Here is a 25,271-nt window from a genome sequence, read left to right as displayed (position 1 = left end):
GTTGCATATCAGGGGCCAGATGATGCCCCGACACCGCTGCGGGCCGGTTAGCTCGCAACACAGGCCCCGCCCGGCAATAGGGCCGACGCGGGCGAAGGAAAAAACTATGTTCGACGTCAAGAAAGTATCTATCGAGCTGGCCGGCAAGACGCTGACCCTCGAAACCGGCCGTATCGCGCGCCAGGCTGACGCCGCCGTGCTGGCGACCTATGGCGAAACCGTGGTGCTGTGCGCCGTGACCGCCGCAAAGAGCGTGAAGGAAGGCCAGGATTTCTTCCCGCTGACCGTTCACTATCAGGAAAAATATTCGGCCGCCGGCCGCATCCCCGGCGGCTTCTTCAAGCGTGAGCGTGGCGCGACGGAAAAGGAAACGCTGGTTTCCCGCCTGATCGACCGCCCGATCCGTCCGCTGTTCCCCGAAGGTTTCTATAACGAAATCAACGTGATTGCGCAGGTTCTTTCGTTCGATGGCGAAAGCGAGCCGGACATCGTGGCAATGATCGCCGCTTCGGCCGCGCTGACCCTGTCGGGTGTGCCGTTCATGGGTCCGATCGGCGCTGCGCGCGTGGGCTACAAGGATGGCGAATATCAGCTCAACCCGTCGCTGGACGAAGTGAAGACCGGCGAACTCGATCTGGTTGTGGCCGCCACCGGCAACGCGGTGATGATGGTCGAATCCGAAGCGAAGGAACTGTCGGAAGAGATCATGCTGGGCGCGGTCCTGTTCGCCCATGAAGCGAGCAAGAAGATCGCCAATGCGATCATCGACTTGGCTGAAAAGGCCGCCAAGGATCCCTGGGAAGTGGCCAAGGGCGACAATCTGGACGACCTGAAGAAGAAGCTGAAGAAGCTGATCGGCAAGGACATCACCGCCGCCTACAAGCTGACCGACAAGTCGGCCCGTTCGAACGCGCTGAACGAAGCCCGCGCCAAGGCGAAGGCCAGCTTTACCGCCGAAGGCCTGGACGCCCAGACCGTCATGGCCGGCATCAAGCTGACCAAGAAGCTGGAAGCGGAAATCGTGCGCGGCGCCATCCTCAAGGACGGCAAGCGCATCGACGGTCGCACCACCACGCAGATCCGTCCGATCGAAGCGATGGTCGGCTTCCTGCCCCGCACCCATGGTTCGGCGCTGTTCACGCGCGGTGAAACGCAGTCCATCTGCACCACCACGTTGGGCACCAAGGACGCCGAGCAGATGATCGACGGTCTGACCGGCCTGCATTATGAAAACTTCATGCTGCACTATAACTTCCCGCCCTATTCGGTCGGTGAAGTCGGCCGCTTCGGCGCGCCGGGTCGTCGTGAAGTGGGCCATGGCAAGCTGGCATGGCGTGCGCTGCACCCCGTGTTGCCGAGCAAGGACGAGTTCCCCTACACGATCCGCGTTCTGTCGGACATCACCGAATCGAACGGGTCTTCCTCGATGGCCACCGTCTGCGGCGGTTCGCTCTCGATGATGGACGCCGGTGTGCCGTTGAAGCGCCCCGTGTCCGGCATCGCCATGGGCCTGATCCTGGAAGGCAAGGATTTCGCCGTCCTGTCCGACATTTTGGGTGACGAAGATCACCTCGGCGACATGGACTTCAAAGTTGCCGGCACCGAAGCGGGCATCACCACGATGCAGATGGACATCAAGATTGCGGGCATTACGCGCGAAATTTTTGAAGCCGCGCTGACGCAGGCGAAGGAAGGCCGTGCGCATATCCTTGGCGAAATGAGCAAGGCGCTGTCCTCGACCCGCACCGAATTGTCGGCGCACGCCCCGCGCATCGAGACGTTGCAGATCGACAAGTCGAAGATCCGCGAAGTCATCGGCACCGGCGGCAAGGTCATCCGCGAAATCGTCGCCGAAACCGGCGCGAAGGTGGACATCGACGATGAAGGCCTGATCAAGATCAGCTCGTCCGACCCCGCGCAGATCGAAGCGGCCCGCAAGTGGATCCTCGGCATCACGCAGGAAGCGGAAGTCGGCAAAATCTATGACGGCAAGGTCGTTAACATCGTTGATTTCGGCGCCTTCGTGAACTTCATGGGTGGCAAGGACGGTCTCGTCCATGTGTCCGAAATGAAGAATGAGCGCGTTGAAAAGCCGACCGACGTCGTGTCGGAAGGCCAGGAAGTGAAGGTCAAGGTTCTCGAAATCGACCCGCGCGGCAAGGTTCGCCTGTCGATGCGCGTCGTCGATCAGGAAACCGGCGCGGAACTGGAGGACACCCGTCCCGCCCGCGAACCGCGCGAACCGCGCAGCGATCGCGGTCCGCGTCGTGATGGCGGTGGCGATCGTGGCCCGCGTCGCGAAGGCGGCGAAGGCCGTGGCGATCGCGGTCGTGGCCCGCGCCGCGACGGCGGTGACCGTGGTCCCCGTCGTGACCGCAGCGAAGGCGGCAATGATGACGGCCCGGCGCCGGGCGGTCTGCCCGACTTCCTGACCCAAGACTAAATATCATGGCGGATCGCCACGATCCGCCATGACCGCCAAATGAAACGGGGCGCCCAATTCTCCGGGCGCCTCGTTTTTGTCATGAAGGAGCAATTGACTAACTTCGATCAATGCGCTGGCATAAGGTTCTGATACTGTAACGACGAACTGTTGGGGAACATCATGCAGCGGAGCAATGAGCGGTTCGTGGAACGCCTGCCGCTCGTCCTCGATCGGCCGGTCTATGCCTATATATTGACGTTTTTTTTCTGCGCTGCAGGCCTGTTGTTGCGGATCGCCGCGGAGCCGCTGCTGCCGGTCGGCTATCCCTTCCTTACTTTTTTTCCCGCCGTCATCCTGTCGTCCTTCCTGTTCGGCGTGCGGCCGGGCGTGTTCGCGGCTGTGCTGTGCGGGGTCACATCCTGGTATGTCTTCATCCCGCCCAACGGCAGTTTCGCCTTCAATCCTGCGGTCGCGGTCGCAATGCTTTTTTATACCGGGGTGGTCGCAGTCGACATCATCCTGATTCATTTCATGCAGCGCGCGAATTTCAACCTGGCGGTGGAGCGGGAGCGCAGCCGCGCTCTTGCCGAAAATCGCGAACTACTGTTCCACGAACTCCAGCATCGCGTGTCCAATAATTTGCAGGTGGTCGCTGCGATGCTCTCGCTCCAGCGCCGCCATGTCGATCATGACGTCGCGCGCCGGGCGTTGGATGACGCCTCCGCCCGGCTGTCGCTGATCGGCCGGATCAGCCGGGCGCTCTACGATCCATCGGGCGTCGGACAGGATATGCGTGCTTTCCTGAACGCCCTGACTACCGACATAGTCGATGCCAGCGGGCGAACCGACATTCAGGTGATCGTGACGGCGCCGGACGGATTGCGGATCGATCCCAACATCACCGTGCCTCTGGCCTTGGTGGTGGCGGAATCGGTCAGCAATGCGATCGAACATGGCCTGCCCGATCGCGGCGGCGCCATTGCGGTGACGTTGGAGTCCAATAATGGCGCGCTGGCCTTGCAGGTCGCCGATGACGGGCAGGGCATCGCAACCGATTCCCCGACAGACAAGAGCGAATCCCTGGGCCTGCGTATCGCCCATGCGCTGGCGGCGCAGTTAGGCGGCCATTTCGCGCTGACAGCGGCGCCGCAGGGCGGAGCCGTCGCAAGGCTCGACCTGCCTGCGCGCGCATCCTGTTGAATGACGCGCATTCTGCCGCTTGGCGGCGGCGTGTCCCTCGGCTATGACCCGCCCATGCTGACGAAAACCCTGACGCGCATTGGCGCGGCCACCGCCCTGGTCCTGATCGCCTCGCCTGTCCTCACCGGCTGCTCCACGTCGAAGAACAAGGCCGACACCCAATATGTCGCGCGCGACGTATCGACCCTGTATAATAGCGGGAAGGACCGGCTGGACCGCGGCCAGTATAAGCTTGCCGCCGCTCTGTTCGACGAGGTGGAACGCCAGCATCCCTATTCGCCCTGGGCGCGCCGGGCGCAGCTCATGTCGGCGTTCAGCTATTATATGAATCGCGATTATGCCGAATCCATTTCGGCGTCGCAGCGTTTCCTGTCGATCCATACCGGCAATAAAGACGCGCCCTACGCCTATTATCTGATCGCGCTCTGCTATTATGAGCAGATCGCCGACGTCACCCGCGACCAGAAGATCACGCAGCAAGGATTGGATGCGCTGGGCGAACTGATCCGCCGCTATCCCGACACCCGCTACGCCGCCGACGCGCGGTTGAAGGTCGATCTGGTCAACGATCATCTGGCCGGCAAGGAAATGGAAGTCGGCCGTTTCTACCAGCGGCGCGGCCAGTGGCTGGCGGCCACGTTGCGTTTTCGTTCGGTGGTCGACAAGTACCAGACCACCACCCACACGCCCGAAGCGCTGGAGCGGCTGGTCGAATCCTATCTCTCGCTCGGCATCCCCGCCGAAGCGCAGAAGGCCGCCGCCGTGCTGGGCCGCAACTATCCCGGCACCAAATGGTATGAACGCAGCTACAAGCTGATGCAGGAACATGGCGGCAAGGCCTGACGGCCTTTTTGCCTGTTCCCCTTTTGTGCGGTGACAGGTAGAAGCGCGCCATGCTGATCTCGCTCGCCATCCGCAATGTCGTGCTGATCGAGGCGCTGGACTTGGAGTTCGGCGCGGGCCTTTCCGTGCTGACCGGGGAGACGGGGGCGGGCAAGTCGATCCTGCTGGATTCGCTCGGCCTGGCGCTGGGCGCGCGCGCCGACAGCGGTCTGGTGCGCAATGGTGAGGCGCAGGCGAGTGTCGTCGCCACCTTCGAACCGCCGGCCGCCGCCACCCGCGTTGCGCTGCTGCTCGCGAACAATGGCATCGAGATTGAACCGGGCGAGCCGCTGCTGATCCGCCGCTTGGTGAAGGCCGATGGAGGCAGTCGCGCCTTCGTCAACGATCAGCCCTGTTCGGCGGCGCTGCTGCGCGACCTGGGCGGATCGCTGGTCGAAATCCACGGCCAGCATGACGATCGCGGCCTGCTCAACCCGCGCGGCCATCGCGCGCTGCTAGACAGCTATGGCCGCTGCGAGGCCGGAGCGGTGGCGTCTGCCCATGCCGGCTGGCGCACCGCGGCCAAGGCGCTGGCGGAGGCGCATGCCGCTGTGGACAATGCCGCGCGCGACCGTGATTACCTGACCCATGCGGTCGAAGAATTGCGCAAGTTCGCGCCCGAACCGGGTGAGGAGGCGACGCTGGCGGAAGAACGCGCGACCATGCAGAAGGGCGCGCGCCTGACCGACGACCTGAGCGCCGTCGGCGATTGCCTGGCCGGATCGGATGGCGGGCTGGCCCAATTGCGACAGGCGGCGCGGCGGCTGGACCGGATCGCGTCGGAAGAGCCGCTGCTGGCCGCGGTGTTGGAGGCGTTAGACCGCGCTGTGGTCGAGGCGGGCGAGGCCGAAGACCGGCTGGCCGAAGCGGTCGAGGCGCTGAGCTTCGATCCCGCGCGCCTCGACATGATCGAAACCCGTCTGTTCGACCTGCGCGGTCTGGCGCGCAAGCATCAGGTGCAGCCGGACGATCTGGCGGCGCTGCGCGACGAGATGGATGCGAAGCTGGCCGCGATCGAGGGCGGCGAGGCGCATATCGCGGCGCTGGAAAAGGATGTCGCGGGGAAGGCCGCCGCCTATCGCGCCGCAGCGCAGGCGCTGTCGGGTGAACGGCAGATGGCTGCCGGGCGTCTGGATGCGGCGGTCGCTGCCGAACTTGCGCCGCTGAAACTGGACGCCGCCCGGTTCCGCACCGTGGTGGCGCAACTGGACGAGGGTCAGTGGAGTCCGCAGGGGATGGACCGGGTCGAGTTCGAAATCTCGACGAACCCCGGCGCGCCCTTCGCGCCGCTGGCCAAGATCGCATCGGGCGGTGAATTGTCGCGCTTCATCCTGGCGCTGAAGGTCGCGCTGGCCGAGCGCGGCGGGGCGGATACGCTGATCTTCGACGAGATCGACCGGGGCGTGGGCGGCGCGGTGGCCGACGCGATCGGTGAGCGGCTGTCGCGGCTGGCGCAGAGCAACCAGATCCTCGTCGTCACCCACAGCCCGCAGGTCGCGGCGCGGGGCGCGGGCCATCTGCTGATCGCCAAGTCCAGTGACGGCACCGTCACGCGCACCGGCGTTCATGCGCTGGACGATGCGGAACGCCGCGAGGAAATCGCGCGGATGCTGTCAGGCGCGGAAATCACGGCGGAGGCGCGCGCGCAGGCGGAACGGTTGCTGGAGCGGGTTTGACGCTTGTGTTCCCGCCTAGGGGCTACGGTTTGTGGAGGCTTGACACCACCCTCGAAGCGAACGGAGACGGTAAATAGCATGACCCATAACCGCAGAGACATGTTGGGCCTCGCCGCTGCCGCCATTGCCGCCAGCGCCATCCCCGCCGCCGCGCAGGAGGCCAAGCCCCGATACGGCCTGATCGGCCAGATGCTGAGCCTGCCGGGCAAGCGCGACGAACTGGTCGGCTATCTGCGGGACGCGACCGGCGCGATGCCCGGTTGCCTGTCCTATATCATCGCGCTGGACAGCGAGAACCCGGACGCGATCTGGATCACCGAAGTCTGGGACAGCCGCGAAAGCCACGCCGCCTCGCTCAAGCTGCCCGCGGTCCAGACCGCCATCGCGAAGGCGCGGCCGATCATCGCGGGCTTCGGCCAGCGGTTCGAGACGGTGCCGGTGGCGGGGATTTGAACGATATGTTCACGCGGAGACGCGCAGATTTTTGAGCGGCCTTCGGCCTATCTTTCAGACCGCAAAGCAGTCCTCGACCAACTCGGCATCCTCTGCTTCTGTACGCGCGAAGGGAAAAGCAGCATCCTTTCCTTCAGACCCTTCGCGTCTCCGTGGCTCCGCGCGAGCCCATGAGCGCAGCACGCTTTCACGGGCGCAAGAGAGGCGGTAAGGCATCCCTATGACCGACCCCACAACCCTCACCGAAGCCGAAGCCGCCAACCGCCTGATGCGCCTGGCGCGCGAAGTGGCGAAGCATAACCGCCTCTATCATGACCAGGACGCGCCGGAGATCAGCGATGCGGCCTACGACGCGCTGATCCGCGAGAATGAAGCGCTGGAGGCCGCCTTTCCGCAACTCATCCGAGCCGATTCGCCCAATGCGCAGGTCGGGGCCGCGGTGACATCGGCTCTCAAAAAAGTGCCCCACGCCGTCCGCATGATGAGCCTCGATAATGGCTTTTCCGATGAGGATATCAGCGAGTTCCTGATCCGCGTGCGGCGTTTTCTGGCGCTGCCGGACGACGCGCCGCTGGCGCTCACCGCCGAGCCGAAGATTGACGGGCTTTCCTGCTCGCTACGTTATGAGAAGGGCGAACTGGTGCTGGCGGCGACACGCGGCGACGGCGCGACGGGAGAGGATGTGACCGCCAATGTCCGCACCATCGCCGACATTCCGCAGATGCTGAGCGGCCCAAACATCCCCGACCTGTTCGAGGTGCGGGGCGAGGTCTATATGGCCAAGGACGATTTCGTGACGCTCAATCAGCGTCTGCTGGCTGAGGCCGACGACCCGGACAAGGCGCGGCAATTCGCCAATCCGCGCAACGCCGCCGCCGGATCGCTGCGTCAGAAGGACGCGGCCGTCACCGCCGCCCGTCCGCTGCGCTTCCTGGCCCATGGCTGGGGCGCGCACAGCGATGTGCCCGCCGACACGCAATCGGGCGTGATGCAGGCGATCGCGGGATGGGGCCTGCCGGTGTCGGACATGCTGGCCTGCGTCGACAGGCTGGACGCGCTGATCGCCCATTATCGCGGGATCGAGGCGGCGCGCGCCGAACTGCCCTTTGATATCGACGGCGTGGTCTACAAGGTCGACCGGCTCGACTGGCAACAGCGGCTGGGCTTCGTGGCCAAGGCGCCGCGCTGGGCCATCGCGCATAAATTTCCTGCCGAACGGGCGCAGACGACGCTGGAGGCGATCGACATCCAGGTCGGGCGCACCGGCAAGCTGACCCCGGTCGGTCGTCTGACCCCCGTCACCGTGGGCGGCGTGGTCGTGTCCAACGTGACGCTCCACAATGCCGATGAGATCGCCCGCCTCGGCGTCCGCCCCGGTGACCGCATCGTGGTGCAGCGCGCGGGCGACGTCATCCCGCAGGTGGTCGAGAATCTGTCGCGTGAAGAGGCGCGCGATCCGTTTCCCTTTCCGACCCATTGTCCTGTCTGCGGCTCCGAAGCCGTGCGGGAGGAGGAAGAAGTCGATTATCGCTGCACCGGCGGGCTGATCTGTCCGGCGCAGCGGTTCGAGCGGCTGCGTCATTTCGTCAGCCGCGGGGCGCTGGACATTGAGGGGCTGGGAGAGAAGTCCATCCAGGAGTTTCTCGACCTGGGCTGGATCGCCGAACCGGCGGACATCTTCCGGCTCAAAAAGCATCGGCCCGACCTGCTCGGCCGGGAAGGGTGGAAGGAAAAGTCGGTCGACAATCTGCTCGCCGCGATCGAGGCGAAGCGCCAGCCGGACGCGGCGCGCCTGCTCTTTGGCCTGGGCATCCGCCATGTCGGCGCGGTGACGGCGCGCGATTTGCTCAAGCGCTACACCACATTGCCGGGCGTGCGCACGCTGGCGGAAGAAATCATCGCGCTGCGCGAGGCGGCTGACCCGACAGAGACGCAGGCCAAGCGCGACAAGGCGATCGCCGAACATATCGGCGTGGAGAATGTCGGCGCGGCGGTGGGCCATGCGATCGCCGATTTCTTCCACGAATCGCATAATGTCGAGGCGTGGGATGATCTGTTGCGCGAAGTATCGCCGCCCGACTATATCGTGGAAACCACCGCCAGCGCAGTGACCGGCAAGATCGTCGTCTTCACCGGCAAACTGGAAACCATGAGCCGCGACGAGGCCAAGGCGCAGGCCGAGCGGCTCGGCGCGAAGGCGGCGGGATCGGTCAGCGCTAAGACCGACCTGGTGGTCGCGGGACCGGGGGCGGGGTCGAAGCTGAAACAGGCGGCCGCGCTGGAGATCAAGGTTATTAGCGAGGCCGAATGGGCGGCGATCGTGCGCGCGGCGGGTTAGCCATCACGCCGTCCCCTTCGCGAGGGACGTCAGAGCGGGATGACGTTCCCCCAATGAAGGGGAGGGGAATGCAACGTCATCCGGTCGTAGGTCGAACCAGCGTCAGGCTGCGCCTTCAACATTATCCTGGGTCTTCGTGGCGAAATCGCCCGCGTCATGGCGTTCGTGCAATTGCTCCTCCAGCGGCCCGTTCACCTTGTTGACCATGCGGCCGCGTTGCACCGCGGGGCGAGCGTCGATCTGCTGCGCCCAGCGCAGGACATTCTTATAGCTGGCCACGTCGAGAAATTCCGCCGCATCATAGGCGCGGCCCAGCACCAGTCCGCCATACCAGGGCCAGATCGCGATGTCGGCGATGCTATAGTTGGCGCCCGCTATATATTCATGCTCAGCCAGTCGCATGTCGAGCACGTCCAACTGCCGCTTCACCTCCATCGTATAACGATTGATCGGATATTCGTACTTTTCCGGCGCATAGGCGAAGAAATGGCCAAAGCCGCCGCCCAGCAGCGGGCCGGCGCCCATCTGCCAGAAAAGCCAGTTAAGCGCCTCGGTCCTTGCCGCCGGATCGGTGGGCAGGAACTTGCCGAATTTCTCGGCCAGATAGAGCAGGATCGACCCGGATTCGAAAATCCGCTGCGGCGGCGATACGCTATGGTCCAGCAGCGCGGGGATTTTGCTGTTGGGGTTGATGGCGACGAAGTCGCTGCCGAACTGGTCGCCATCGCCGATGCGGATCAGCCAGGCGTCATATTCCGCGTCGTTGACGCCCGCTGCCAGCAACTCCTCCAGCAGGATCGTCACCTTCTGCCCATTGGGGGTGGCGAGTGAATAGAGTTGGAGGGGATGCTGGCCGACCGGCAGCGCCTTGTCATGGGTCGCGCCCGCGATAGGGCGGTTGATGGAAGCGAAGGGGCCGCCATTGTCCTTGTCCCAGGTCCAGACACGGGGCGGGGTATATGTCTCGGTCATGCGGGCTGGCTCCGATAAGGGGATATCTTCCGCAGGTAGGAAGCGGCCCCGCCGCCCGCAACCAACCGCCTCTTAACTATCCACGATTATTTCGCATCGGTCCTCACGACCAGCACGCTGACCGGCGACTGATGCACGATGGCCGATGCGTTGGAGCCGAGCAGGCGCGATGAGAGGGACGGCTGGTGCGAGGCAAGGACGATCAGGTCCGCCTTGCGTCGTTCCGCTTCGATAATCACTTCGTCCCGCACCCGGCCGCGGCGGGTGAATATCTGCGTGCGGACGGGGTCCAGTCCGGCCGCTGCCGCCCATGCCTGCATGTCGGACAGGGCGTCTTCCTCCTCCCGCTCGTCGAAATCGCTGGCCAACAATTCGGAATAGCGGGTCGGCAGATAATAGCGGACGTAAAGGATATGGACAGCGCCATCCGTTCCCGCGACCTCGGCCGCGCCGGCGATGGCGGCGCGGGCCAGATCGGGATCGTGGACATCGATTGCGGCGATGATCGTGGCGTAGGGCATCCTCGTCTCCTTTTGCTTATGCCGCTTTCAACCGGCGACCCGCGCGGACGATGCGCCTGTCATCAAAGATTCCCGAAACGACATGAAGGAGGAACAGCCGCAATATCCGCGCAATCCGTCGCGTTGGGGATGACGGTCGGTGGGGCGCACCCTATCTGCCATAAAGCGCCGTTGGCCATGATTTGAGAAGCCGGAAAAATTTCGCGCGGCAACTCTTGACCAGCGGAACGACTTTTCCATATGGATGCCGCTGGCACTCTTGATCAACGAGTGCTAACAACGACAAGTTCATCGGGAGACGGACAAGCGGACAGGGCTTTTGCGGGGGAGATCGTCCTCCGATCCTGTGCGCCGCCCCCTCCCAAAGCTAGGGAAAGGCAATCAACATGGCATTTCGTCCGTTGCACGACCGTGTTCTCGTCCGCCGCATCGAAGCGGAAGCGAAGACCGCCGGCGGCATCATCATCCCCGACACCGCCAAGGAAAAGCCGCAGGAAGGCGAGATCGTATCCGTCGGCACCGGCAGCAAGGCCGAAGACGGCAAGGTGACCCCGCTGGACGTCAAGGCCGGCGATCGCGTGCTGTTCGGCAAATGGTCGGGCACCGAAGTCAAGGTCGACGGTGAAGACCTGCTGATCATGAAGGAATCGGACATTCTGGGCGTCGTCGCGTAAAGCGGCGAACCGGACAGTCATTCCATTTTTCGGCGGAAATTCATGCCCTGTAACGGTGTGAACTTCGCAAATTTTGCAATTCTTAAAGAAGGTGAAAGATCATGGCAGCGAAGGACGTAAAGTTTTCGCGTGACGCTCGTGAGCGCATCCTGCGCGGCGTCGACATTCTGGCCGACGCGGTCAAGGTGACCCTGGGGCCGAAGGGCCGCAACGTCGTCATCGACAAGAGCTTCGGCGCGCCCCGCATCACCAAGGACGGCGTCAGCGTCGCCAAGGAAATCGAACTGAAGGACAAGTTCGAAAATATGGGCGCCCAGATGGTCCGCGAAGTCGCTTCGAAGACCAACGACATCGCCGGTGACGGCACCACCACCGCGACCGTGCTGGCCCAGGCCATCGTGCGCGAGGGCATGAAGTCGGTTGCCGCCGGCATGAACCCGATGGACCTGAAGCGCGGCATCGACCTTGCCGTCATCAAGGTCGTCGAGGACATCAAGGCGCGTTCGAAGCCGGTTTCGGGTTCGGCCGAAGTCGCCCAGGTCGGCATCATCTCCGCCAATGGCGATCGTGAAGTCGGCGAGAAGATCGCCGAAGCGATGGAAAAGGTCGGCAAGGAAGGCGTCATCACCGTGGAAGAGGCCAAGGGTCTCGACTTCGAGCTGGATGTCGTTGAAGGTATGCAGTTCGACCGCGGCTACCTGTCGCCCTACTTCATCACCAACCCGGAAAAGATGTCGGTTGAACTGGCTGACCCGTACATCCTGATCCACGAAAAGAAGTTGTCGAACCTGCAGTCGATCCTTCCCATCCTGGAAGCCGTCGTTCAGTCGGGCCGTCCGCTTCTGATCATCGCAGAAGACATCGAAGGCGAAGCGCTGGCGACCCTGGTCGTCAACAAGCTGCGCGGTGGCCTGAAGGTCGCTGCGGTCAAGGCGCCTGGCTTCGGCGACCGCCGCAAGGCTATGCTGGAAGACATCGCCGTCCTGACCAAGGGCGAAGTGATCTCCGAAGATCTGGGCATCAAGCTTGAGTCCGTCACGCTGGGTATGCTGGGCACCGCCAAGCGCGTCACCATCGACAAGGACAACACCGTCATCGTCGATGGCGCTGGCGACCATGACTCGATCAAGGGCCGCACCGAGCAGATCCGTCAGCAGATCGAGCACACCAGCTCGGACTATGACCGTGAAAAGCTGCAGGAGCGTCTGGCCAAGCTGGCTGGCGGCGTGGCCGTCATCAAGGTCGGCGGCGCGACGGAAGTCGAAGTCAAGGAGCGCAAGGATCGCGTCGACGACGCTCTCCATGCAACCCGCGCCGCTGTCGAAGAAGGCATCGTCCCCGGTGGCGGTACGGCTCTGCTGTACGCGACCAAGGCGCTCAATGGCCTGACGGGCGTCAATGACGACCAGACCCGCGGCATCGACATCGTCCGCAAGTCGCTCACCGCTCTGGTGCGCCAGATCGCCAGCAATGCGGGCCATGACGGCGCCGTCGTGTCGGGCAAGCTGCTTGACCAGGACGACACCTCGTTCGGCTTCAATGCATCGACCGACGTGTATGAAAACCTGGTCGCGGCCGGCGTGATCGACCCCACCAAGGTCGTCCGCACCGCGCTGCAGAACGCTGCCTCGGTCGCCGGCCTGCTCATCACGACGGAAGCCGCCGTGTCCGAACTGCCCGCCGACGACAAGGCGCCGATGGGTATGCCCGGCGGTGGCATGGGCGGCATGGGCGGCATGGACTTCTAAAGCGATCGTCGCAGGCGGGGCTTGCCTCGCCTGCGGTTCGATCGCGGGAACGAAGTTTCCGGCTTTCCTGACGCAAAAGAAGGGGCTGGTGGAGCGATCCACCGGCCCTTGTCTTTTGGATGGCGACCTTGACGGGATCGCCTGCGATCCGATCCGCTGCCCGCCGTTATCGCGTCACCACCATCATCGGCAGTTCCGCCCGCACTTCGAACCCCAGCGTGCGGTAGAGCGCGATCGTGCGGTCGTGCGCGGCATAGGCGTGGAGGAAGGGGGTTTCGCCCCGGTCCAGCATCGCCTGGGCGACGATCCGCATCAGCGCGCCGGCCAGCCCGCGGCCGCGCCAGTCGGGATGGGTGCAGACCCCGCTGACTTCGGTGAAGCCCGGCAGCGCCATCCGCTCGCCGGCCATCGCGATCAGTTGGCCCTTGTCGTGCACGCCGATGAAGCGGCCCAGCCTGTGCGTCAGGGGCGCGAACGGTCCCGGCCTGGTGAGCAGGGCGAGGGCGCGCATATCCGCGGCATTGCTTTCGTCCAATGTCACCCAGGCGGGCGGGGCGGACGAGGAGGACGTGATCGAGGTGGCGACCATTTGCGCCAGCTTTGCAGTGCGTTGCACGGCGACGCCCGGCGGCGGGGTCACCGCATCGGGGCCGACCAGCCAGAGTTCGCCGCCCTCCGGCGCGAGCGTCGCAAGCGCCGCCCTGCTGGCCGCGCTGTCGTCCGCTGCCGCACCGAAAGGGCCATAGAGCGGGTCGATCCGGCGGGCGCGGGCGTCGCCCTGCGCCAGCGCGGACCAGCCGGTCGACAGGCTGTGCCAGACGGGATGATCGAGCGGGTGAGACAGGGAGTTGGACACCAGTGGAGACTTTCGATTATTAGTTGACGTTGTCAACTATCATGGCTTAGCCTGTGTCGCAATGACCGATGATCGCACCCCCGCCGATATCTCCCCCACACGCCCCGCGCCTGAAACCGTGGCGGCGCTGCGCGCCTTCAACCGTTTTCACACCCGGTTCGCGGGCGTGTTGCAGCCCAGCTATATGGACAGCGGCATGGGCGTGACGGCGGCAAGGCTGCTTTACGAGATCGCTCAGGGGCAAGCGGGCGTACTGGCCAGCAGCCTGCGCGAGCGTATGGGACTGGACGCCGGCCACGCCAGTCGGATCATCGCCGGCTTCGAAAAGCGCGGATGGATCGCGCGGGGGCGAGGGAGCGACGCGCGGCAGCGGCCGATCGCGCTGACCGCGCAAGGGCGAGCGGCCTTTGCGGCGATCGATGCGCGGACACGCGCCGACACCGCCGCGCGGATCGTCGAACTGGACCGGGGGCAGCAGGACGACCTGGTGGCGGCCTTGGGTCAGGTTCGCGCGCTGCTGGGCGATCCGATGGCGAGTGAGGAGGCGTCCGGCGGCTGGTCGATCCGTCCCTTCCGCATTGGCGACCTGGCGCTGGTCGCGTCGCGCCAGGCACGACTATATGAAGCGGAATATGGCTGGGGGCGGGCGATGGAGGTGATGCAGGGGGAAATCACCACCGCCTTCCTGCGCGATTTCAAGCCGGGGCGGGAGCAGGCCTGGATCGCCGAGCGCGACGGCGCGATGCTGGGCGCGGTGTTGCTGGCCGACGTCGGCGAGGATGTCGGGCAATTGCGCTTGTTGCATGTCGAGCGCGTCGCCCGCGGCCTGGGCATCGGCCGGGCGCTGATCGATCAGTGCGTCGGCTTCGCCCGCGATGCGGGCTATCGGCAGATGATGTTGTGGACGCAGAATATTCTCACCCAAGCCCGCCGCCTGTATGAATCGGCAGGCTTTCAATTGGTGGAGCGCGAGGCGCATAGTCTTTTCGGTGCCGAAATGACGGGTGAACGCTGGATATTGGCGCTGCATTAACCGAAAAATAAAGGAAGAAATGCGATCACGGGGGCGGGAACCGGAGACCCGCCATTTGCGCCTGCTGAAAACATTGCTGGAACGGCGCAGGGCGCAGGAACCGGGGCAGGACGCCGAGGTGCGGCGGAGCCTGGTCGAATCGCTTTATGCGTCGCCCACATCGCTGACCATCGGCGCGGTCACCGGCGTCGCTGTCGGCATCGTCATCAGCACATTGTCGGCGCCGGGGCCGATCCAGATGGTCGTTTCCGTCCTGTGCCTGGTGGCGACGCTGCGGGTCGTATCCGCCGTATTCTTCCATCGCCAGTTGGTGCGCGGCGCTGCGGTTGCATCGCGCAACTGGGAACTGGCCTATGAACTGGGCGCCTGGGGCTATGCCGGGTTGCTGGGTTTAATGGCCTTCGTCACGCTGATCGGATCGCCTGATCCAGTGACCCATATGTTGAGCGTGTCGATGGCGACCGGCTATGCAGGCGGCATTTCCGGTCGCAATGCGGGGCGCGTCCAGATCGCCATTGGACAGGTGTGCCTGACTCTGTTGCCGACCGCGACGGGGCTGTGGCTGGAAGGATCGACCGGCTATCGCGTATTGTCGGTGGCTATGGTGATGATGGTGCTGGGCCTGGCCGAAATCAGCTCCACTATCCACCGTATCGTCGTTCAGGCGCTGGTCGGCAAGCGCGACAAGTCTTTGCTGGCTGACAAGTTCGAGCGATTGGCGCGGTTCGACAGCCTGACCGGCCTGGAAAACCGCATGGCGATGCAGATGCGCCTGCGCGATATATTCGACACCAACCAAAAGCGGAACGACGCCGTGACCATTCTGTGGATGGATGTCGACCGATTTAAGGAAATCAACGATTCGCTGGGCCATATGGTGGGCGACCAGCTATTGCGTTGCGTTGCGGAACGCCTGAATGACGTGGTGCAGGACCGCGGGCGGATCGCCCGGTTCGGCGGCGACGAATTCGTGGTCATCTGCCCGGACATGGACCGGGTGACCGCAGCGGCGCTGGCGCAGGAGATCATATCCTATTTCGCCCATGGTTTCGACCTGAGCGACAATCACCTCTCCGTCACCGCCTCCATCGGTTACGCCGTCGCGCCGCAGGACGGGCGCGACATGGACGAATTGATGCAACATGCCGACCTGGCGCTGTATGAAGCCAAGCGGGAGGGGCGCAATCGCGCCGCCAGCTTCAACTGGTCGCTGAAGGAGCGGTTCAACCGCGTTCACGAGATCGAGACGGGTCTGCGGCGGGCGCTGGACGGCGGCGAATTGAAGCTGCTGTTCCAGCCGATCGTCAATCTGGACGGCGGGCATATCGACGCCTGCGAAGCGTTGCTGCGCTGGGACCATCCGGTGCTGGGGCCGATCCCGCCATCCGAATTCATCCCGATCGCCGAGGGCATGGGCATGATCGAGGCGATGACCGGATGGGTGTTGCGCAACGCCTGCGCCGCGGCGGTGTCCTGGCCGGGCGACGTCCGCATCGCGATCAATATCTCGCCGGCCTCGCTCAAATGTTCCGAACTACCCGGCAATGTCATCGCGGCGCTGCTGGAGACGGGGCTGCCGGCGCGCAGGCTGGAGTTGGAGGTCACCGAATCGATCTTCCTCGACAATAGCGGGCAGACCAATGCGATCCTGCGCGAATTGCAGCGGATCGGGTTGCGGCTGGCGCTGGACGATTTCGGCACCGGCTACAGCGCGCTGTCCTATTTGCGCTCCTACCGGTTCGACACGCTGAAGATCGACCAGAGTTTCATGGCAGGGGTGAGCGCCAATGCCGAGGATCGCGCCATCGTACGCGCGATCGGCAATCTGGCCCGCGACCTCAGCATGGACACGGTCGCCGAAGGGATCGAGACGCCCGACCAGCTGGCGCACGCGCGCGAAGCGGGCTTCACCAATGTCCAGGGCTATTTGTTCAGTCGCCCGGTGCCGCGCGAGCGGATAGTCGAACTGATCGCGGCCGGTCCGCTGGACGGCAGCGAACGACCCGATCCGGTGCCGCGCCGACGCCGCGCCTGAACGCGCGGCGTGCGTCATCCCATCAGCGCAACCGCGTTTGCGCTGCGGCAAGCCGGCGCATCATCCGCAAGTCGCGGTCCGACAACGCCAGCGCGGTGTCGGTCCAGGTTTCGACGATGTCGATCAATTCCTCCAGCGTCATCGGATTGACCCGGCGGCCCGCCCGGTTGATGCCGACATAACCGGCATGATGGGCGCTATGGTCCTTGATCCACTGGGCGGTCGCCGCTTCGCCTTCGCCGGTATCGACCACCTGCGTCACGATGCCCATCTCGCACATTTCGTCGGCGGTATAGATATGACCCTCGGTCAGCATCTGCCGCGCCAGCACCGGGCCGACCCGGCGTGAGAGAATCGAATAGGCGCCCATGCCGGGGAACAGGCCGAACAGCACTTCGGGCAGGCCGAAGCGCGCCTGTCGTTCGGCGATGATGACGTCGAAACACATCAGCGCTTCCAGCCCGCCACCCAGCGCATCGCCCTGGGCCAGGCCGATATTGATGATGTTCATGTCGTTGCAATGCCAGATGCGATCGACGATCTCGCAGCTGGCGACGCCATATTTCAGCAGCGTCTCCCGATCGCGGCGCTGGATGCATTCGGCGAACATCTCCAGATCGCCGCCCAGGTTGAAAACGCCGGGAAAGCGCGAACCCAGCACCATGAATTTAAGCGGGCCGTCCTGGCCGCGGCCGTCCGCGCCGCCGAATACGCGGCGGCTTTCGCGTTGCCAGGCCATGGTGTCGCGAATCAGGCCCATATTGCTGTTGGGCCGTTCAAGCGGCGTCATGAACGCCCAAAGTGTCGCAAGGTCCGCGTCCCAGCGCACGTCGATCTGCCCCAGATCGAACAGGGTGGACTGGCGGAATGCGGCGTCGAGCGCACTTTCCGTAGCGGCGAGCGGCGGATGGTCGCCACTGTCTGAAACATAGTCGTCCGACGCATGTTCAGCTTCGTCTCTGGTGGGATTAAACCGTCCTGAATCAATCATCTGCGACCCCGTTTTTCTATATTGCATGAAAAGATCAGGCTGGACGGCACCATGCAATCGGGCGGTCATTCATTGACAGTGCGTTAACCATTTTTGCCCCTAACTGTTGCAAGGAGGTCGCCCCAAACCGCCGGGAACTGACGTCGATGTGGCGCGAATGCCACAAAAGCCCTTGCCGACCAGCAGCAAGATTGGACGATCAGGGCTTTGTTAACCTTTGTTAATTAGCCTGATGGGTATGAACAGCGCGCGTCCAGCCACCCCTTGCGTCACACTGGCCCTGCATGATGCGGACGGTACGCCATGGCCATTGCGCCTGTCGGCAGACTGCCTGCGCTTCATCGGTCCCTATCGGCGAGTCGAAGGCTTCAACATTGACGCGATGGCGCTGTTCGACGGGGTCCGCAAGGCGGGCTGATCCGGCTGGATCGCCGATCCCGGCACCGATTCCTGCACCGATCCTTGTGCGCGCGGCCGTTCGCTCTTAAGGCGCGGCGATGACCAAGCCTCGTTTTTCTTTCGCCATCAGCGCCACCGACGGCAAGGCCCGGACCGGCGCGATCCAGATGCGCCGCGGCGAAATCCGCACCCCCGCCTTCATGCCCGTGGGCACCGCCGCGACCGTTAAGGCGATGCGCCCGGCCGAGGTACGCGCGACCGGCGCGGACATCATCCTGGGCAACACCTATCATCTGATGCTGCGTCCCGGCGCCGAGCGCATGGCGCGGCTGGGCGGGCTGCATGGCTTCATGGGCTGGGACCGGCCAATCTTGACCGACAGCGGCGGCTATCAGGTGATGAGCCTGTCCGCATTGACCAAGATGAGCGAAGAGGGGGTCGCCTTTTCCAGCCATATCGATGGGTCGAAGCATATGCTGACGCCGGAGCGATCGATGGAAATCCAGCGGTTGCTGGACAGCGACATCGTCATGGCGTTCGACGAATGTACGAAGAATGGGTGCACCCATGACGAGGCGGGCCGATCGATGGAGCGGTCGATGCGCTGGGCCAAGCGGTCGCGCGAAGGCTTCGACGCGGGCGGCGACCATGCCGAGCGGGCCGCGTTGTTTGGCATCCAGCAGGGATCGCTAGACGAGGGACTGCGCCGTATTTCGGCCGAAAAGCTCATCGAGATCGGTTTCGACGGCTATGCCGTGGGCGGGCTGGCGGTGGGCGAGGGGCAGGAGGCGATGTTCGCCACGCTCGATTTCGCCCCCGCCATGCTGCCGCAGGACAAGCCGCGCTACCTGATGGGGGTGGGCAAGCCCGACGACATCGTCGGCGCGGTGGAGCGCGGCATCGACATGTTCGATTGCGTGCTGCCGACGCGATCGGGCCGCAACGGTCAGGCTTTCACCTGGGCCGGGCCGCTCAACATCCGCAACGCCAAATTCAACGAGGATATAGGGCCGATCGATCCGCGGTGCGGCTGTCCGGTGTGTGCGACCTGGAGCCGCGCCTACCTGCATCATTTGGTGAAAGCGGGCGAGATGCTGGGGGCGATGTTGATGACCCAGCATAATATTCATTTCTACCAGGAATTGATGCAAGGGCTGCGCGACAACATCGCGGCCGGCACGCTGTCCCGCTTCACCGCCGATTTTCGCCGCGATTACCAGCGGGTCTGAGCGGAATCAGGGCATGACGGTGATGGTGATGGCGTAGCTTCCCGCTTCGCCGTCATAATCCAGCGGCGCGCGCAGCTGGCGCGACAGGCCGGTCAGGACGCGGCCATAGCGTTCGTCCAGCCGGCTGGCCATCGCTTCGGACGCCTTCAGACCCGGCGATCGCACCATCAGTCGGGCGCGATCGTCGCGGTCCTGCTCCACTTGCACAGCGATCTGCATCTTCGATTGAGGCGCAAGCATCATTGCCAGTTCGACCAGTTCGGTCAACAGGAAGGCGATCGGCACGGCCACATCCTGGCTGATGTGTAGATTGTCACTGTCGATCTGGATCGCGAAGCGGCGCGCGGCGGCAGGCGCGGTGCCGCGCAGGCTGGCCGACAATTCGCTGATGAGCGGGCGGACGCCGACGCCGCGATTTTCCTCCAACTCCGCAAAATGATTGCGGTGAACGACCGACAGCGCGTCGACCCGGCGCTGGATCGAAGCATAGGCCTCGACCGCTTCGGCGTCATGGGCGGATCGCGCGTGCAAGTTGATGAGGCTGGCGATGATCTGGAGGTTGTTCTTGACGCGGTGATGGACTTCGCGGGTCAACTTGCGCTGGGTTTCCAGGCTTTCGGAAATCTCCGCCTCATGGGTGGCGACGTCCATGCTGATTTCATGGAAGGTTTCGCCGAGCGCCACGATCTCCTGCGCAGGCGTGCGGATGCGCTGCAAGGGTTGCAGCACTTCGCCCGGCTGATAGTCCGCCACCACCCGGCGCAAGAGCACCAGCGGGCGAATGAGCAGGCGGTTGACCACGAACCAGCCGATCGCCGCAGCGGCGAACCACATCACCATTGGCAGGAACAGAGAGAGCATCCGCGCCAGCGTGGCGGGCGGTTCGCGCACCGTCATGGTCAGCAATATGTCGGGCGGGTCGAGCCGGGCGGACAGGCTGTTGCTATGGCCGTCTATGTCGGCGCCCGGACGGCTGACGATCAATTGCCTGGCGCCCTGGCGCAGGCTGAGCATGCGGTTTTGCAGCGCAGTGGCGGGATCGGCGATGCTTTCGAGATGCCCGCGCGAATAATAAGACAGCGCGACCAGTCGGCCGTTGCCGCTGCGCACGCGGCTGACCAGATGGGTCGGCAGCAATTGCGCCATCGGCCGGGCGAAGCGATCGGCGGGCGCTATGCCGGCCGGTTCGGGTTCGGGCGAATTGCACAAGCGGTTGCCCGCGCGATCGTAGATATAGAAATGGCCGCCTTCGGCATCATGGGACGTCAGGAAGAAGGCGAGACGCCGGCACATGCCTTTGTCCGCGGCATTATTGGCCAGGGCGTTGACGACGAGTTCGAGCGCGGTGCGGTCCGATTGCAGATCGGCCGTCAGCTTGCGCGCGCTTTGCGTCACCGCGACGCGCAGCAACGCTTCCTTTTCCAGGTCGGCGGTGCGGATGGCCTGAAGCGATGCGACAAGCGCGATCAGGCCCAGCGGCAACAGGGCCAACGTCAGGATGAGGAACATCTTGACGCCGGTCGAGCGGAGAAATTGCAGCAGAGGCTCAACCATGGAGCGGGCTGCCGGAGGAAGGCTGCCCCCGATCATCTGTGCGTCAGTCCAATTTGCTCAGCAGGTCCAGCATTTCGGACGGAATATCCTCATCCACGGCGCGCTGGTACACGGTGCGCAGAGCCTGGGAGACATGCGCGTCCTCCTTGTCCGCGGGCGGCGGATTTTTCTGCTTAGCGGCGGAACCCGTCATCTTTGCTTTCCGGGTTGCGGCGTCGGCACTTTTGTCGTCATCGGCCACGCCCCGCTCCGTCGTTGAAGAAACCAAAATCAGCCCCTCTACAGCCATTTCCGCCATGTCGGCACGCCCGTTTCGCGGGTTTGCCTCATGACGTCAATTCGCACAATCATGCAATTCATGGGAAATTCACGATATCGTCTAAAAAACCATGTGGGTGCGAAACAAATCCGGTTGTCGATGGTTCCGCCCATCGAAGCATTTTTTACGCTGCGCAACTTTGCACGGCGATGGGGCGGCGGGGGGTTGTCATCCTGACATGGACATTCCATCCTTCCACCATGTTCCCATGCTTCGGGACAATGTGGCCCTGACGGGCAGGGAGAAGACTTGACGATGTCGCTTGGACAGCAACTACACCCCCACCTTCCGTTTCTGCGGCGCTATGCGCGGGCGTTGACCGGCAGCCAGAATCACGGCGACGCCTATGTCCGCGCCGCGCTGGAAGCGATCGTCGCCGCGCCGGAAGAATTCCCCAGCGACGTCGATCCGCGTCTTGGCCTTTACAAGACTTTTCACGCCATCTGGTCGTCCGCCCATCTGGAAGATGTGCCGGTGAGCGGGAGCGGTCGCGAGGCGATCGCCCAGGCGCGCCTGGCCCGACTGACGCCCCTGCCGCGCCAGGCGCTGTTGCTGACCGCGCTCGAAGGCTTCACCGTCGATGACGTATCCTATCTGATCGATATGGACAGCAGCGATGTGGAGGCGCTGGTCGAGGAAGCGTTGAGCGAGATCGAGGCGCAGACCCGCGCCAAGGTGCTGATCATCGAGGATGAGCCGATCATCGCGATGGATATCGAAACCATCGTCCGCGATCTGGGCCATGATGTGACCGCGATAGCGGTGACGCGCGAGGATGCGGTGCGCGAAGCGCTGGCCGATCGTCCCGGCCTGGTGCTGGCCGACATCCAATTGGCCGACGACAGCAGCGGCATCGATGCGGTCAAAGACATATTGGCCGAATTTTCGGTGCCGGTGATCTTCATCACCGCCTTCCCCGAACGGCTGCTGACCGGCGAGCGGCCCGAACCAACCTTCCTCATCACCAAGCCGTTCCAGCGATCGACGGTCAAGGCTGCGATTTCGCAGGCTCTGTTCTTTGACGAGGCGACTGCCCCCGCCTGAAGGCGGTGACCAGAAAGTCACGGAACCCCGATCGGTGCGCTGCGTTAATGATGCGTAACGATCGGGAGATCCGTCATGGTCGAGCAGGAACAGCATATCGCCACCGATGATGCGCGCGCTGGCGCCACGCCCCATGTGGTGCGTTATGTGCTCGCCATTTCGCTGGCGTTGGCAGTTGTCGCCATGCTGCTGGTGATCTGGCGATAGGGCGGTATGCGGAAGGTTGGTCTTTGGCGGTGATCGGTTTAGGGTACGGATATATATATGGCTTTGACGACGTCGGTTCATGCGGCGAGTGCGGTTTCGGGCACGGGGGTTGTTCCCATGGATGATGACGTTGGCGAAATCAGCGGGATCGAGGAGCGCGCCGCGCTGTCCGATTCGGATTTCAAGCGAGAATTGGCGGCCGTCATTCCGCATCTTCGCGCGTTTGGCCGGTCGCTGTCGGGCAATCGCGATCTAGCCGACGACCTAGTGCAGGAAACGCTGTTGAAGGCTTGGGCGGCGCGCAATCGCTTCCAGGCCGGCACGAATATGCGCGCCTGGACCTTCATCATATTGCGCAACCATTATCTCTCGCAGATGCGCCGTTCGCGCTTCCGCGGCGATTGGGACGATCTGACCGCCGATCGCATTCTGGCGGCGCCGGCCGGTCAGGACAAGCATGTCGAATTATCCGACATGCAGCGCGCCCTGCTGCAACTGCCCCAGCCGCAGCGCGAAGCGCTGATCCTGGTCGGGGCGGGCGGATTCGCCTATGAAGAAGCCGCAGAAATCTGCGGTGTGGCGGTCGGTACGATCAAGAGCCGCGTCGCGCGCGGCCGTGCTGCGCTGGAACAAATATTGGAAAGCGGCGACCTGCCTTCTCGCCGGACACAGGAAACGACCGAAACCGCCGTGCTCGACGAGATCATGGAGGATGTCGATCGCCTGAGCCGCGGTCGCCCGAACCATGACGGGCATAAATGACCGGAACGATCCTGTCGTCCCGTCCGTTCTTCCTGAACATAGGAGACGGATCATGGGTGACATGCCCTCCGGCCGGGAGGAAGACCGGCCACCGCCGATAACGACTGTCGAAAGATCAGGCGGGAGCAGCGTGGTGTTTGCTCTGGTGGCGTTGGCGCTGATCCTGGCCATCGGCTTTTTCTACATGACGAACGAACGGCGCGGCGACCGCCAGGCCGACAAGGTGACCCAGGCCGCTGGATCAGTGGACGATGCCGCGCGCGTCGTGGGTGATGCCGCCAAGAATGCGGCGGACACGCTGCGCGACGGAAATTAGCTTTGGCCTGCGATCCGGTCCGTCCATGATCTTCGACGGGTCTTGTATAACCACTTTATCTAGCGACAGCGTTCCGCGGCTTCACCCGCGTTGATCGGCTACGACTGCGTGCGCGATTCAGTATTTCTTTGCCATTTTGAGGCAGGGTGCGCCCACTGTCGGATTATCTTACAGGCATCGTAAGGAAATTCGCTCCCGAAAAGGCGCGCCATCGCGGCGGCCAGCAGGATATGCGCGACGATGATCAGGCTGTTCAAACATTATGTGCCGCATGCGGTGCTGTTGCTGGGGCTGCTCGATTTTGTGCTGTTGCTGTGCGCGGCAGAGGGCGGATGGATATTGCGCGCGCGTCAGATCGGTATGGACGTCGATCATGTGATGACGCGGATCGGGCCGTTGCTGAGCTTCGCCTTCGCGATTCAGACCGGGATGATCGCGGTCGGCGTCTATGGTGTCGAAGCGCTGCAATCGATCCGGTTCGCCTTCGCGCGGCTGCTGGTCGCGGTGTCGCTGGGCGTCATTTTCCTGTCGGTGATCTATTTCTTGATGCCCGGCATGACGCTGTGGCGGTCCAACTCGCTCTACGCCATGGGCCTGGCCATGGCCTTGTTGGTCGCGGTTCGGCTGTTGCTGGGGTCGATGCTGGGCGGCGAGGCGTTCAAGCGGCGGCTGGTCGTGCTGGGCGCGGGCAACCGCGCCAACCGGATCAAGGAATTGGAGCAGAAGCGCGGAGCGGGTTTCCTGGTGGTGGGTTTCATCGCCATGAATGACGGGCCGCAGGTGATCCCCGAAGCGATCAACCGCGACGCTATTTTCAACCTGTCCGATTTCGTCGTGCGGCTGAACGCCAGCGAAGTCGTGCTGGCGCTGGAGGAACGGCGTAACGCCATTCCCATGTCCGACCTGTTGCGGATCAAGACGACCGGGGTACATGTCAACGACCTGTCGAGCTTTCTTGAGCGGGAGACGGGGCGGGTCGACCTGGCCAGCGTCAATCCCAGTTGGCTGATCTTTTCCGACGGCTTTTCCGCCGGCCGCCGCCTGTCGAGCATCGCCAAGCGGTTGTTCGATATCATCGCCAGCCTGATCCTGCTGACGCTGACCGGCCCGATCATCCTGCTCGCCGCAATCCTGGTGAAGTTGGATAGCAAGGGGCCGGCTTTCTACCGCCAGCAGCGCGTCGGCCTGTTCGGCCAGGAATTCTGGATCGTAAAACTGCGCACGATGCGGCTGGACGCGGAAGTCAACGGCCAGGCGGTGTGGGCGGAAAAGGACGATCCGCGCATCACGCGGCTGGGCTATTGGCTGCGCAAGCTGCGCATTGATGAACTGCCGCAGACCTGGACGGTGCTCAAAGGCGAGATGAGCTTTGTCGGCCCCCGTCCCGAACGGCGCCAGTTCGTCGAGGATCTGGAACAGCATCTGCGCTATTATGCCGAACGGCATATGGTGAAGCCCGGCATCACCGGCTGGGCGCAGATCAACTATCCCTATGGCGCGTCGATCGAGGACAGCCGGCACAAGCTGGAATATGATCTCTATTACGCCAAAAATTACACGCCCTTCCTGGACCTGCTGATCCTGATCCAGACGTTGCGGGTCGTGCTGTGGCCCGACGGCGCGCGCTGAGGCGATAG

At 63.7% G+C, this 25,271-nt stretch carries 23 protein-coding genes; 17 read left to right on the top strand and 6 right to left on the bottom strand.

The window, feature by feature from the left end; genetic code table 11:
* The first annotated feature begins 106 nt into the window (after positions 1-106).
* The 6 genes from pnp (at position 107) to ligA (ending at position 8,974) form a co-directional block, all read left to right on the top strand.
* Positions 107-2,443 carry a polyribonucleotide nucleotidyltransferase gene (gene pnp / locus sphantq_RS04350; RefSeq protein WP_129925945.1) on the top strand — a complete coding sequence of 779 codons (2,337 nt, stop codon included), beginning with the start codon at positions 107-109 and terminating at the stop codon, positions 2,441-2,443.
* 162 nt (positions 2,444-2,605) lie between these two features.
* On the top strand, positions 2,606-3,625 hold the full coding sequence (locus sphantq_RS04345; RefSeq protein WP_272799690.1) for a sensor histidine kinase: 1,020 nt from the start codon (positions 2,606-2,608) through the stop codon (positions 3,623-3,625).
* Between the two features lie 54 nt (positions 3,626-3,679).
* Positions 3,680-4,468, top strand: a complete 789-nt coding sequence (locus tag sphantq_RS04340) for an outer membrane protein assembly factor BamD (protein WP_066605512.1) — start codon at positions 3,680-3,682, stop codon at positions 4,466-4,468.
* Between the two features lie 50 nt (positions 4,469-4,518).
* Complete coding sequence (recN, locus tag sphantq_RS04335) at positions 4,519-6,183, top strand: DNA repair protein RecN (RefSeq protein WP_129925947.1); 1,665 nt, start codon at positions 4,519-4,521, stop codon at positions 6,181-6,183.
* 78 nt (positions 6,184-6,261) lie between these two features.
* On the top strand, positions 6,262-6,636 hold the full coding sequence (locus sphantq_RS04330; RefSeq protein WP_066603669.1) for a putative quinol monooxygenase: 375 nt from the start codon (positions 6,262-6,264) through the stop codon (positions 6,634-6,636).
* Between the two features lie 220 nt (positions 6,637-6,856).
* The gene (gene ligA, locus sphantq_RS04325) at positions 6,857-8,974 is read left to right on the top strand and encodes an NAD-dependent DNA ligase LigA (RefSeq protein WP_272799689.1); all 2,118 of its coding nucleotides are present in this window, start codon (positions 6,857-6,859) and stop codon (positions 8,972-8,974) included.
* Positions 8,975-9,076: 102 nt separating this feature from the next.
* On the opposite strand, the gene yghU is transcribed toward ligA, so the two are convergent.
* Complete coding sequence (gene yghU, locus sphantq_RS04320; protein WP_272799688.1) at positions 9,077-9,946, bottom strand: glutathione-dependent disulfide-bond oxidoreductase; 870 nt, start codon at positions 9,944-9,946, stop codon at positions 9,077-9,079.
* Positions 9,947-10,032: 86 nt separating this feature from the next.
* Complete coding sequence (locus sphantq_RS04315) at positions 10,033-10,467, bottom strand: universal stress protein (protein ID WP_066603660.1); 435 nt, start codon at positions 10,465-10,467, stop codon at positions 10,033-10,035.
* A gap of 386 nt (positions 10,468-10,853) precedes the next feature.
* On the opposite strand from sphantq_RS04315, the gene groES reads away from it, so the two are divergent.
* Positions 10,854-11,141 carry a co-chaperone GroES gene (gene groES, locus sphantq_RS04310; RefSeq protein ID WP_007704439.1) on the top strand — a complete coding sequence of 96 codons (288 nt, stop codon included), beginning with the start codon at positions 10,854-10,856 and terminating at the stop codon, positions 11,139-11,141.
* A gap of 101 nt (positions 11,142-11,242) precedes the next feature.
* Entirely contained in the window at positions 11,243-12,889 is a 1,647-nt protein-coding gene (groL, locus tag sphantq_RS04305; protein ID WP_066603658.1) for a chaperonin GroEL, read from the top strand.
* 166 nt (positions 12,890-13,055) lie between these two features.
* Here the strand turns inward: groL and sphantq_RS04300 are convergent, their stop codons facing one another.
* Positions 13,056-13,745 (bottom strand): GNAT family N-acetyltransferase, encoded by a 690-nt coding sequence (locus sphantq_RS04300; protein ID WP_244884370.1) that lies wholly within the window; start codon positions 13,743-13,745, stop codon positions 13,056-13,058.
* Positions 13,746-13,806: 61 nt separating this feature from the next.
* Here sphantq_RS04300 and sphantq_RS04295 point away from each other — a divergent pair, with 61 nt between their 5' ends.
* Both sphantq_RS04295 and sphantq_RS04290 read left to right on the top strand, forming a co-directional pair.
* Positions 13,807-14,778 (top strand): bifunctional helix-turn-helix transcriptional regulator/GNAT family N-acetyltransferase, encoded by a 972-nt coding sequence (locus sphantq_RS04295; protein ID WP_272799687.1) that lies wholly within the window; start codon positions 13,807-13,809, stop codon positions 14,776-14,778.
* Between the two features lie 19 nt (positions 14,779-14,797).
* On the top strand, positions 14,798-16,813 hold the full coding sequence (locus sphantq_RS04290; protein ID WP_082679070.1) for a putative bifunctional diguanylate cyclase/phosphodiesterase: 2,016 nt from the start codon (positions 14,798-14,800) through the stop codon (positions 16,811-16,813).
* Between the two features lie 22 nt (positions 16,814-16,835).
* On the opposite strand, the gene sphantq_RS04285 is transcribed toward sphantq_RS04290, so the two are convergent.
* On the bottom strand, positions 16,836-17,804 hold the full coding sequence (locus sphantq_RS04285; protein WP_272799686.1) for a crotonase/enoyl-CoA hydratase family protein: 969 nt from the start codon (positions 17,802-17,804) through the stop codon (positions 16,836-16,838).
* Positions 17,805-18,042: 238 nt separating this feature from the next.
* Between sphantq_RS04285 and sphantq_RS04280 the strand changes: the two genes are divergently transcribed.
* Together sphantq_RS04280 and tgt are read left to right on the top strand one after the other, a co-directional pair.
* Positions 18,043-18,222, top strand: coding sequence for a hypothetical protein (locus sphantq_RS04280; protein WP_066603643.1), 180 nt, complete (start codon positions 18,043-18,045; stop codon positions 18,220-18,222).
* 79 nt (positions 18,223-18,301) lie between these two features.
* On the top strand, positions 18,302-19,432 hold the full coding sequence (gene tgt / locus sphantq_RS04275) for a tRNA guanosine(34) transglycosylase Tgt (RefSeq protein ID WP_066603640.1): 1,131 nt from the start codon (positions 18,302-18,304) through the stop codon (positions 19,430-19,432).
* Positions 19,433-19,438: 6 nt separating this feature from the next.
* Here tgt and sphantq_RS04270 read toward each other — a convergent pair whose 3' ends face one another.
* Positions 19,439-20,986, bottom strand: coding sequence for a sensor histidine kinase (locus sphantq_RS04270; protein ID WP_242495960.1), 1,548 nt, complete (start codon positions 20,984-20,986; stop codon positions 19,439-19,441).
* Positions 20,987-21,029: 43 nt separating this feature from the next.
* Positions 21,030-21,284: a NepR family anti-sigma factor gene (locus sphantq_RS04265; RefSeq protein WP_066603633.1), complete on the bottom strand. Its 255-nt coding sequence runs from the start codon at positions 21,282-21,284 to the stop codon at positions 21,030-21,032.
* A 276-nt stretch (positions 21,285-21,560) separates the two neighbouring features.
* Between sphantq_RS04265 and sphantq_RS04260 the strand changes: the two genes are divergently transcribed.
* The 5 genes from sphantq_RS04260 (at position 21,561) to sphantq_RS04240 (ending at position 25,263) form a co-directional block, all read left to right on the top strand.
* On the top strand, positions 21,561-22,349 hold the full coding sequence (locus sphantq_RS04260) for a response regulator (RefSeq protein ID WP_066603631.1): 789 nt from the start codon (positions 21,561-21,563) through the stop codon (positions 22,347-22,349).
* A 75-nt stretch (positions 22,350-22,424) separates the two neighbouring features.
* On the top strand, positions 22,425-22,556 hold the full coding sequence (locus sphantq_RS04255) for a regulator (RefSeq protein WP_066603629.1): 132 nt from the start codon (positions 22,425-22,427) through the stop codon (positions 22,554-22,556).
* A gap of 117 nt (positions 22,557-22,673) precedes the next feature.
* Positions 22,674-23,318, top strand: a complete 645-nt coding sequence (locus tag sphantq_RS04250) for a sigma-70 family RNA polymerase sigma factor (RefSeq protein WP_066603625.1) — start codon at positions 22,674-22,676, stop codon at positions 23,316-23,318.
* 52 nt (positions 23,319-23,370) lie between these two features.
* The gene (locus sphantq_RS04245; protein ID WP_066603623.1) at positions 23,371-23,634 is read left to right on the top strand and encodes a hypothetical protein; all 264 of its coding nucleotides are present in this window, start codon (positions 23,371-23,373) and stop codon (positions 23,632-23,634) included.
* A gap of 240 nt (positions 23,635-23,874) precedes the next feature.
* Positions 23,875-25,263, top strand: coding sequence for a TIGR03013 family XrtA/PEP-CTERM system glycosyltransferase (locus sphantq_RS04240; protein WP_066603619.1), 1,389 nt, complete (start codon positions 23,875-23,877; stop codon positions 25,261-25,263).
* Positions 25,264-25,271: the final 8 nt, after the last annotated feature.

Origin of the sequence: Sphingobium sp. AntQ-1 (assembly GCF_028538045.1) — a bacterium.
Taxonomy (GTDB): Bacteria; Pseudomonadota; Alphaproteobacteria; order Sphingomonadales; family Sphingomonadaceae; genus Sphingobium; species Sphingobium cupriresistens.
Note: the sequence above shows the minus strand (reverse complement) of the source record. Positions and strands in the feature narration are given on the sequence as shown.

Excerpts from the sequence above, each read along its gene's own strand:
- pnp (WP_129925945.1), top strand. The coding sequence starts at position 107 with ATGTTCGACGTCAAGAAAGTATCTATCGAGCTGGCCGGCAAGACGCTG.
- sphantq_RS04345 (WP_272799690.1), top strand. The coding sequence starts at position 2,606 with ATGCAGCGGAGCAATGAGCGGTTCGTGGAACGCCTGCCGCTCGTCCTC.
- sphantq_RS04340 (WP_066605512.1), top strand. The coding sequence starts at position 3,680 with ATGCTGACGAAAACCCTGACGCGCATTGGCGCGGCCACCGCCCTGGTC.
- recN (WP_129925947.1), top strand. The coding sequence starts at position 4,519 with ATGCTGATCTCGCTCGCCATCCGCAATGTCGTGCTGATCGAGGCGCTG.
- sphantq_RS04330 (WP_066603669.1), top strand. The coding sequence starts at position 6,262 with ATGACCCATAACCGCAGAGACATGTTGGGCCTCGCCGCTGCCGCCATT.
- ligA (WP_272799689.1), top strand. The coding sequence starts at position 6,857 with ATGACCGACCCCACAACCCTCACCGAAGCCGAAGCCGCCAACCGCCTG.
- yghU (WP_272799688.1), bottom strand. The coding sequence starts at position 9,946 with ATGACCGAGACATATACCCCGCCCCGTGTCTGGACCTGGGACAAGGAC.
- sphantq_RS04315 (WP_066603660.1), bottom strand. The coding sequence starts at position 10,467 with ATGCCCTACGCCACGATCATCGCCGCAATCGATGTCCACGATCCCGAT.
- groES (WP_007704439.1), top strand. The coding sequence starts at position 10,854 with ATGGCATTTCGTCCGTTGCACGACCGTGTTCTCGTCCGCCGCATCGAA.
- groL (WP_066603658.1), top strand. The coding sequence starts at position 11,243 with ATGGCAGCGAAGGACGTAAAGTTTTCGCGTGACGCTCGTGAGCGCATC.
- sphantq_RS04295 (WP_272799687.1), top strand. The coding sequence starts at position 13,807 with ATGACCGATGATCGCACCCCCGCCGATATCTCCCCCACACGCCCCGCG.
- sphantq_RS04290 (WP_082679070.1), top strand. The coding sequence starts at position 14,798 with ATGCGATCACGGGGGCGGGAACCGGAGACCCGCCATTTGCGCCTGCTG.
- sphantq_RS04285 (WP_272799686.1), bottom strand. The coding sequence starts at position 17,804 with ATGATTGATTCAGGACGGTTTAATCCCACCAGAGACGAAGCTGAACAT.
- sphantq_RS04280 (WP_066603643.1), top strand. The coding sequence starts at position 18,043 with ATGAACAGCGCGCGTCCAGCCACCCCTTGCGTCACACTGGCCCTGCAT.
- tgt (WP_066603640.1), top strand. The coding sequence starts at position 18,302 with ATGACCAAGCCTCGTTTTTCTTTCGCCATCAGCGCCACCGACGGCAAG.
- sphantq_RS04270 (WP_242495960.1), bottom strand. The coding sequence starts at position 20,986 with ATGGTTGAGCCTCTGCTGCAATTTCTCCGCTCGACCGGCGTCAAGATG.
- sphantq_RS04265 (WP_066603633.1), bottom strand. The coding sequence starts at position 21,284 with ATGGCGGAAATGGCTGTAGAGGGGCTGATTTTGGTTTCTTCAACGACG.
- sphantq_RS04260 (WP_066603631.1), top strand. The coding sequence starts at position 21,561 with ATGTCGCTTGGACAGCAACTACACCCCCACCTTCCGTTTCTGCGGCGC.
- sphantq_RS04255 (WP_066603629.1), top strand. The coding sequence starts at position 22,425 with ATGGTCGAGCAGGAACAGCATATCGCCACCGATGATGCGCGCGCTGGC.
- sphantq_RS04250 (WP_066603625.1), top strand. The coding sequence starts at position 22,674 with ATGGATGATGACGTTGGCGAAATCAGCGGGATCGAGGAGCGCGCCGCG.
- sphantq_RS04245 (WP_066603623.1), top strand. The coding sequence starts at position 23,371 with ATGGGTGACATGCCCTCCGGCCGGGAGGAAGACCGGCCACCGCCGATA.
- sphantq_RS04240 (WP_066603619.1), top strand. The coding sequence starts at position 23,875 with ATGATCAGGCTGTTCAAACATTATGTGCCGCATGCGGTGCTGTTGCTG.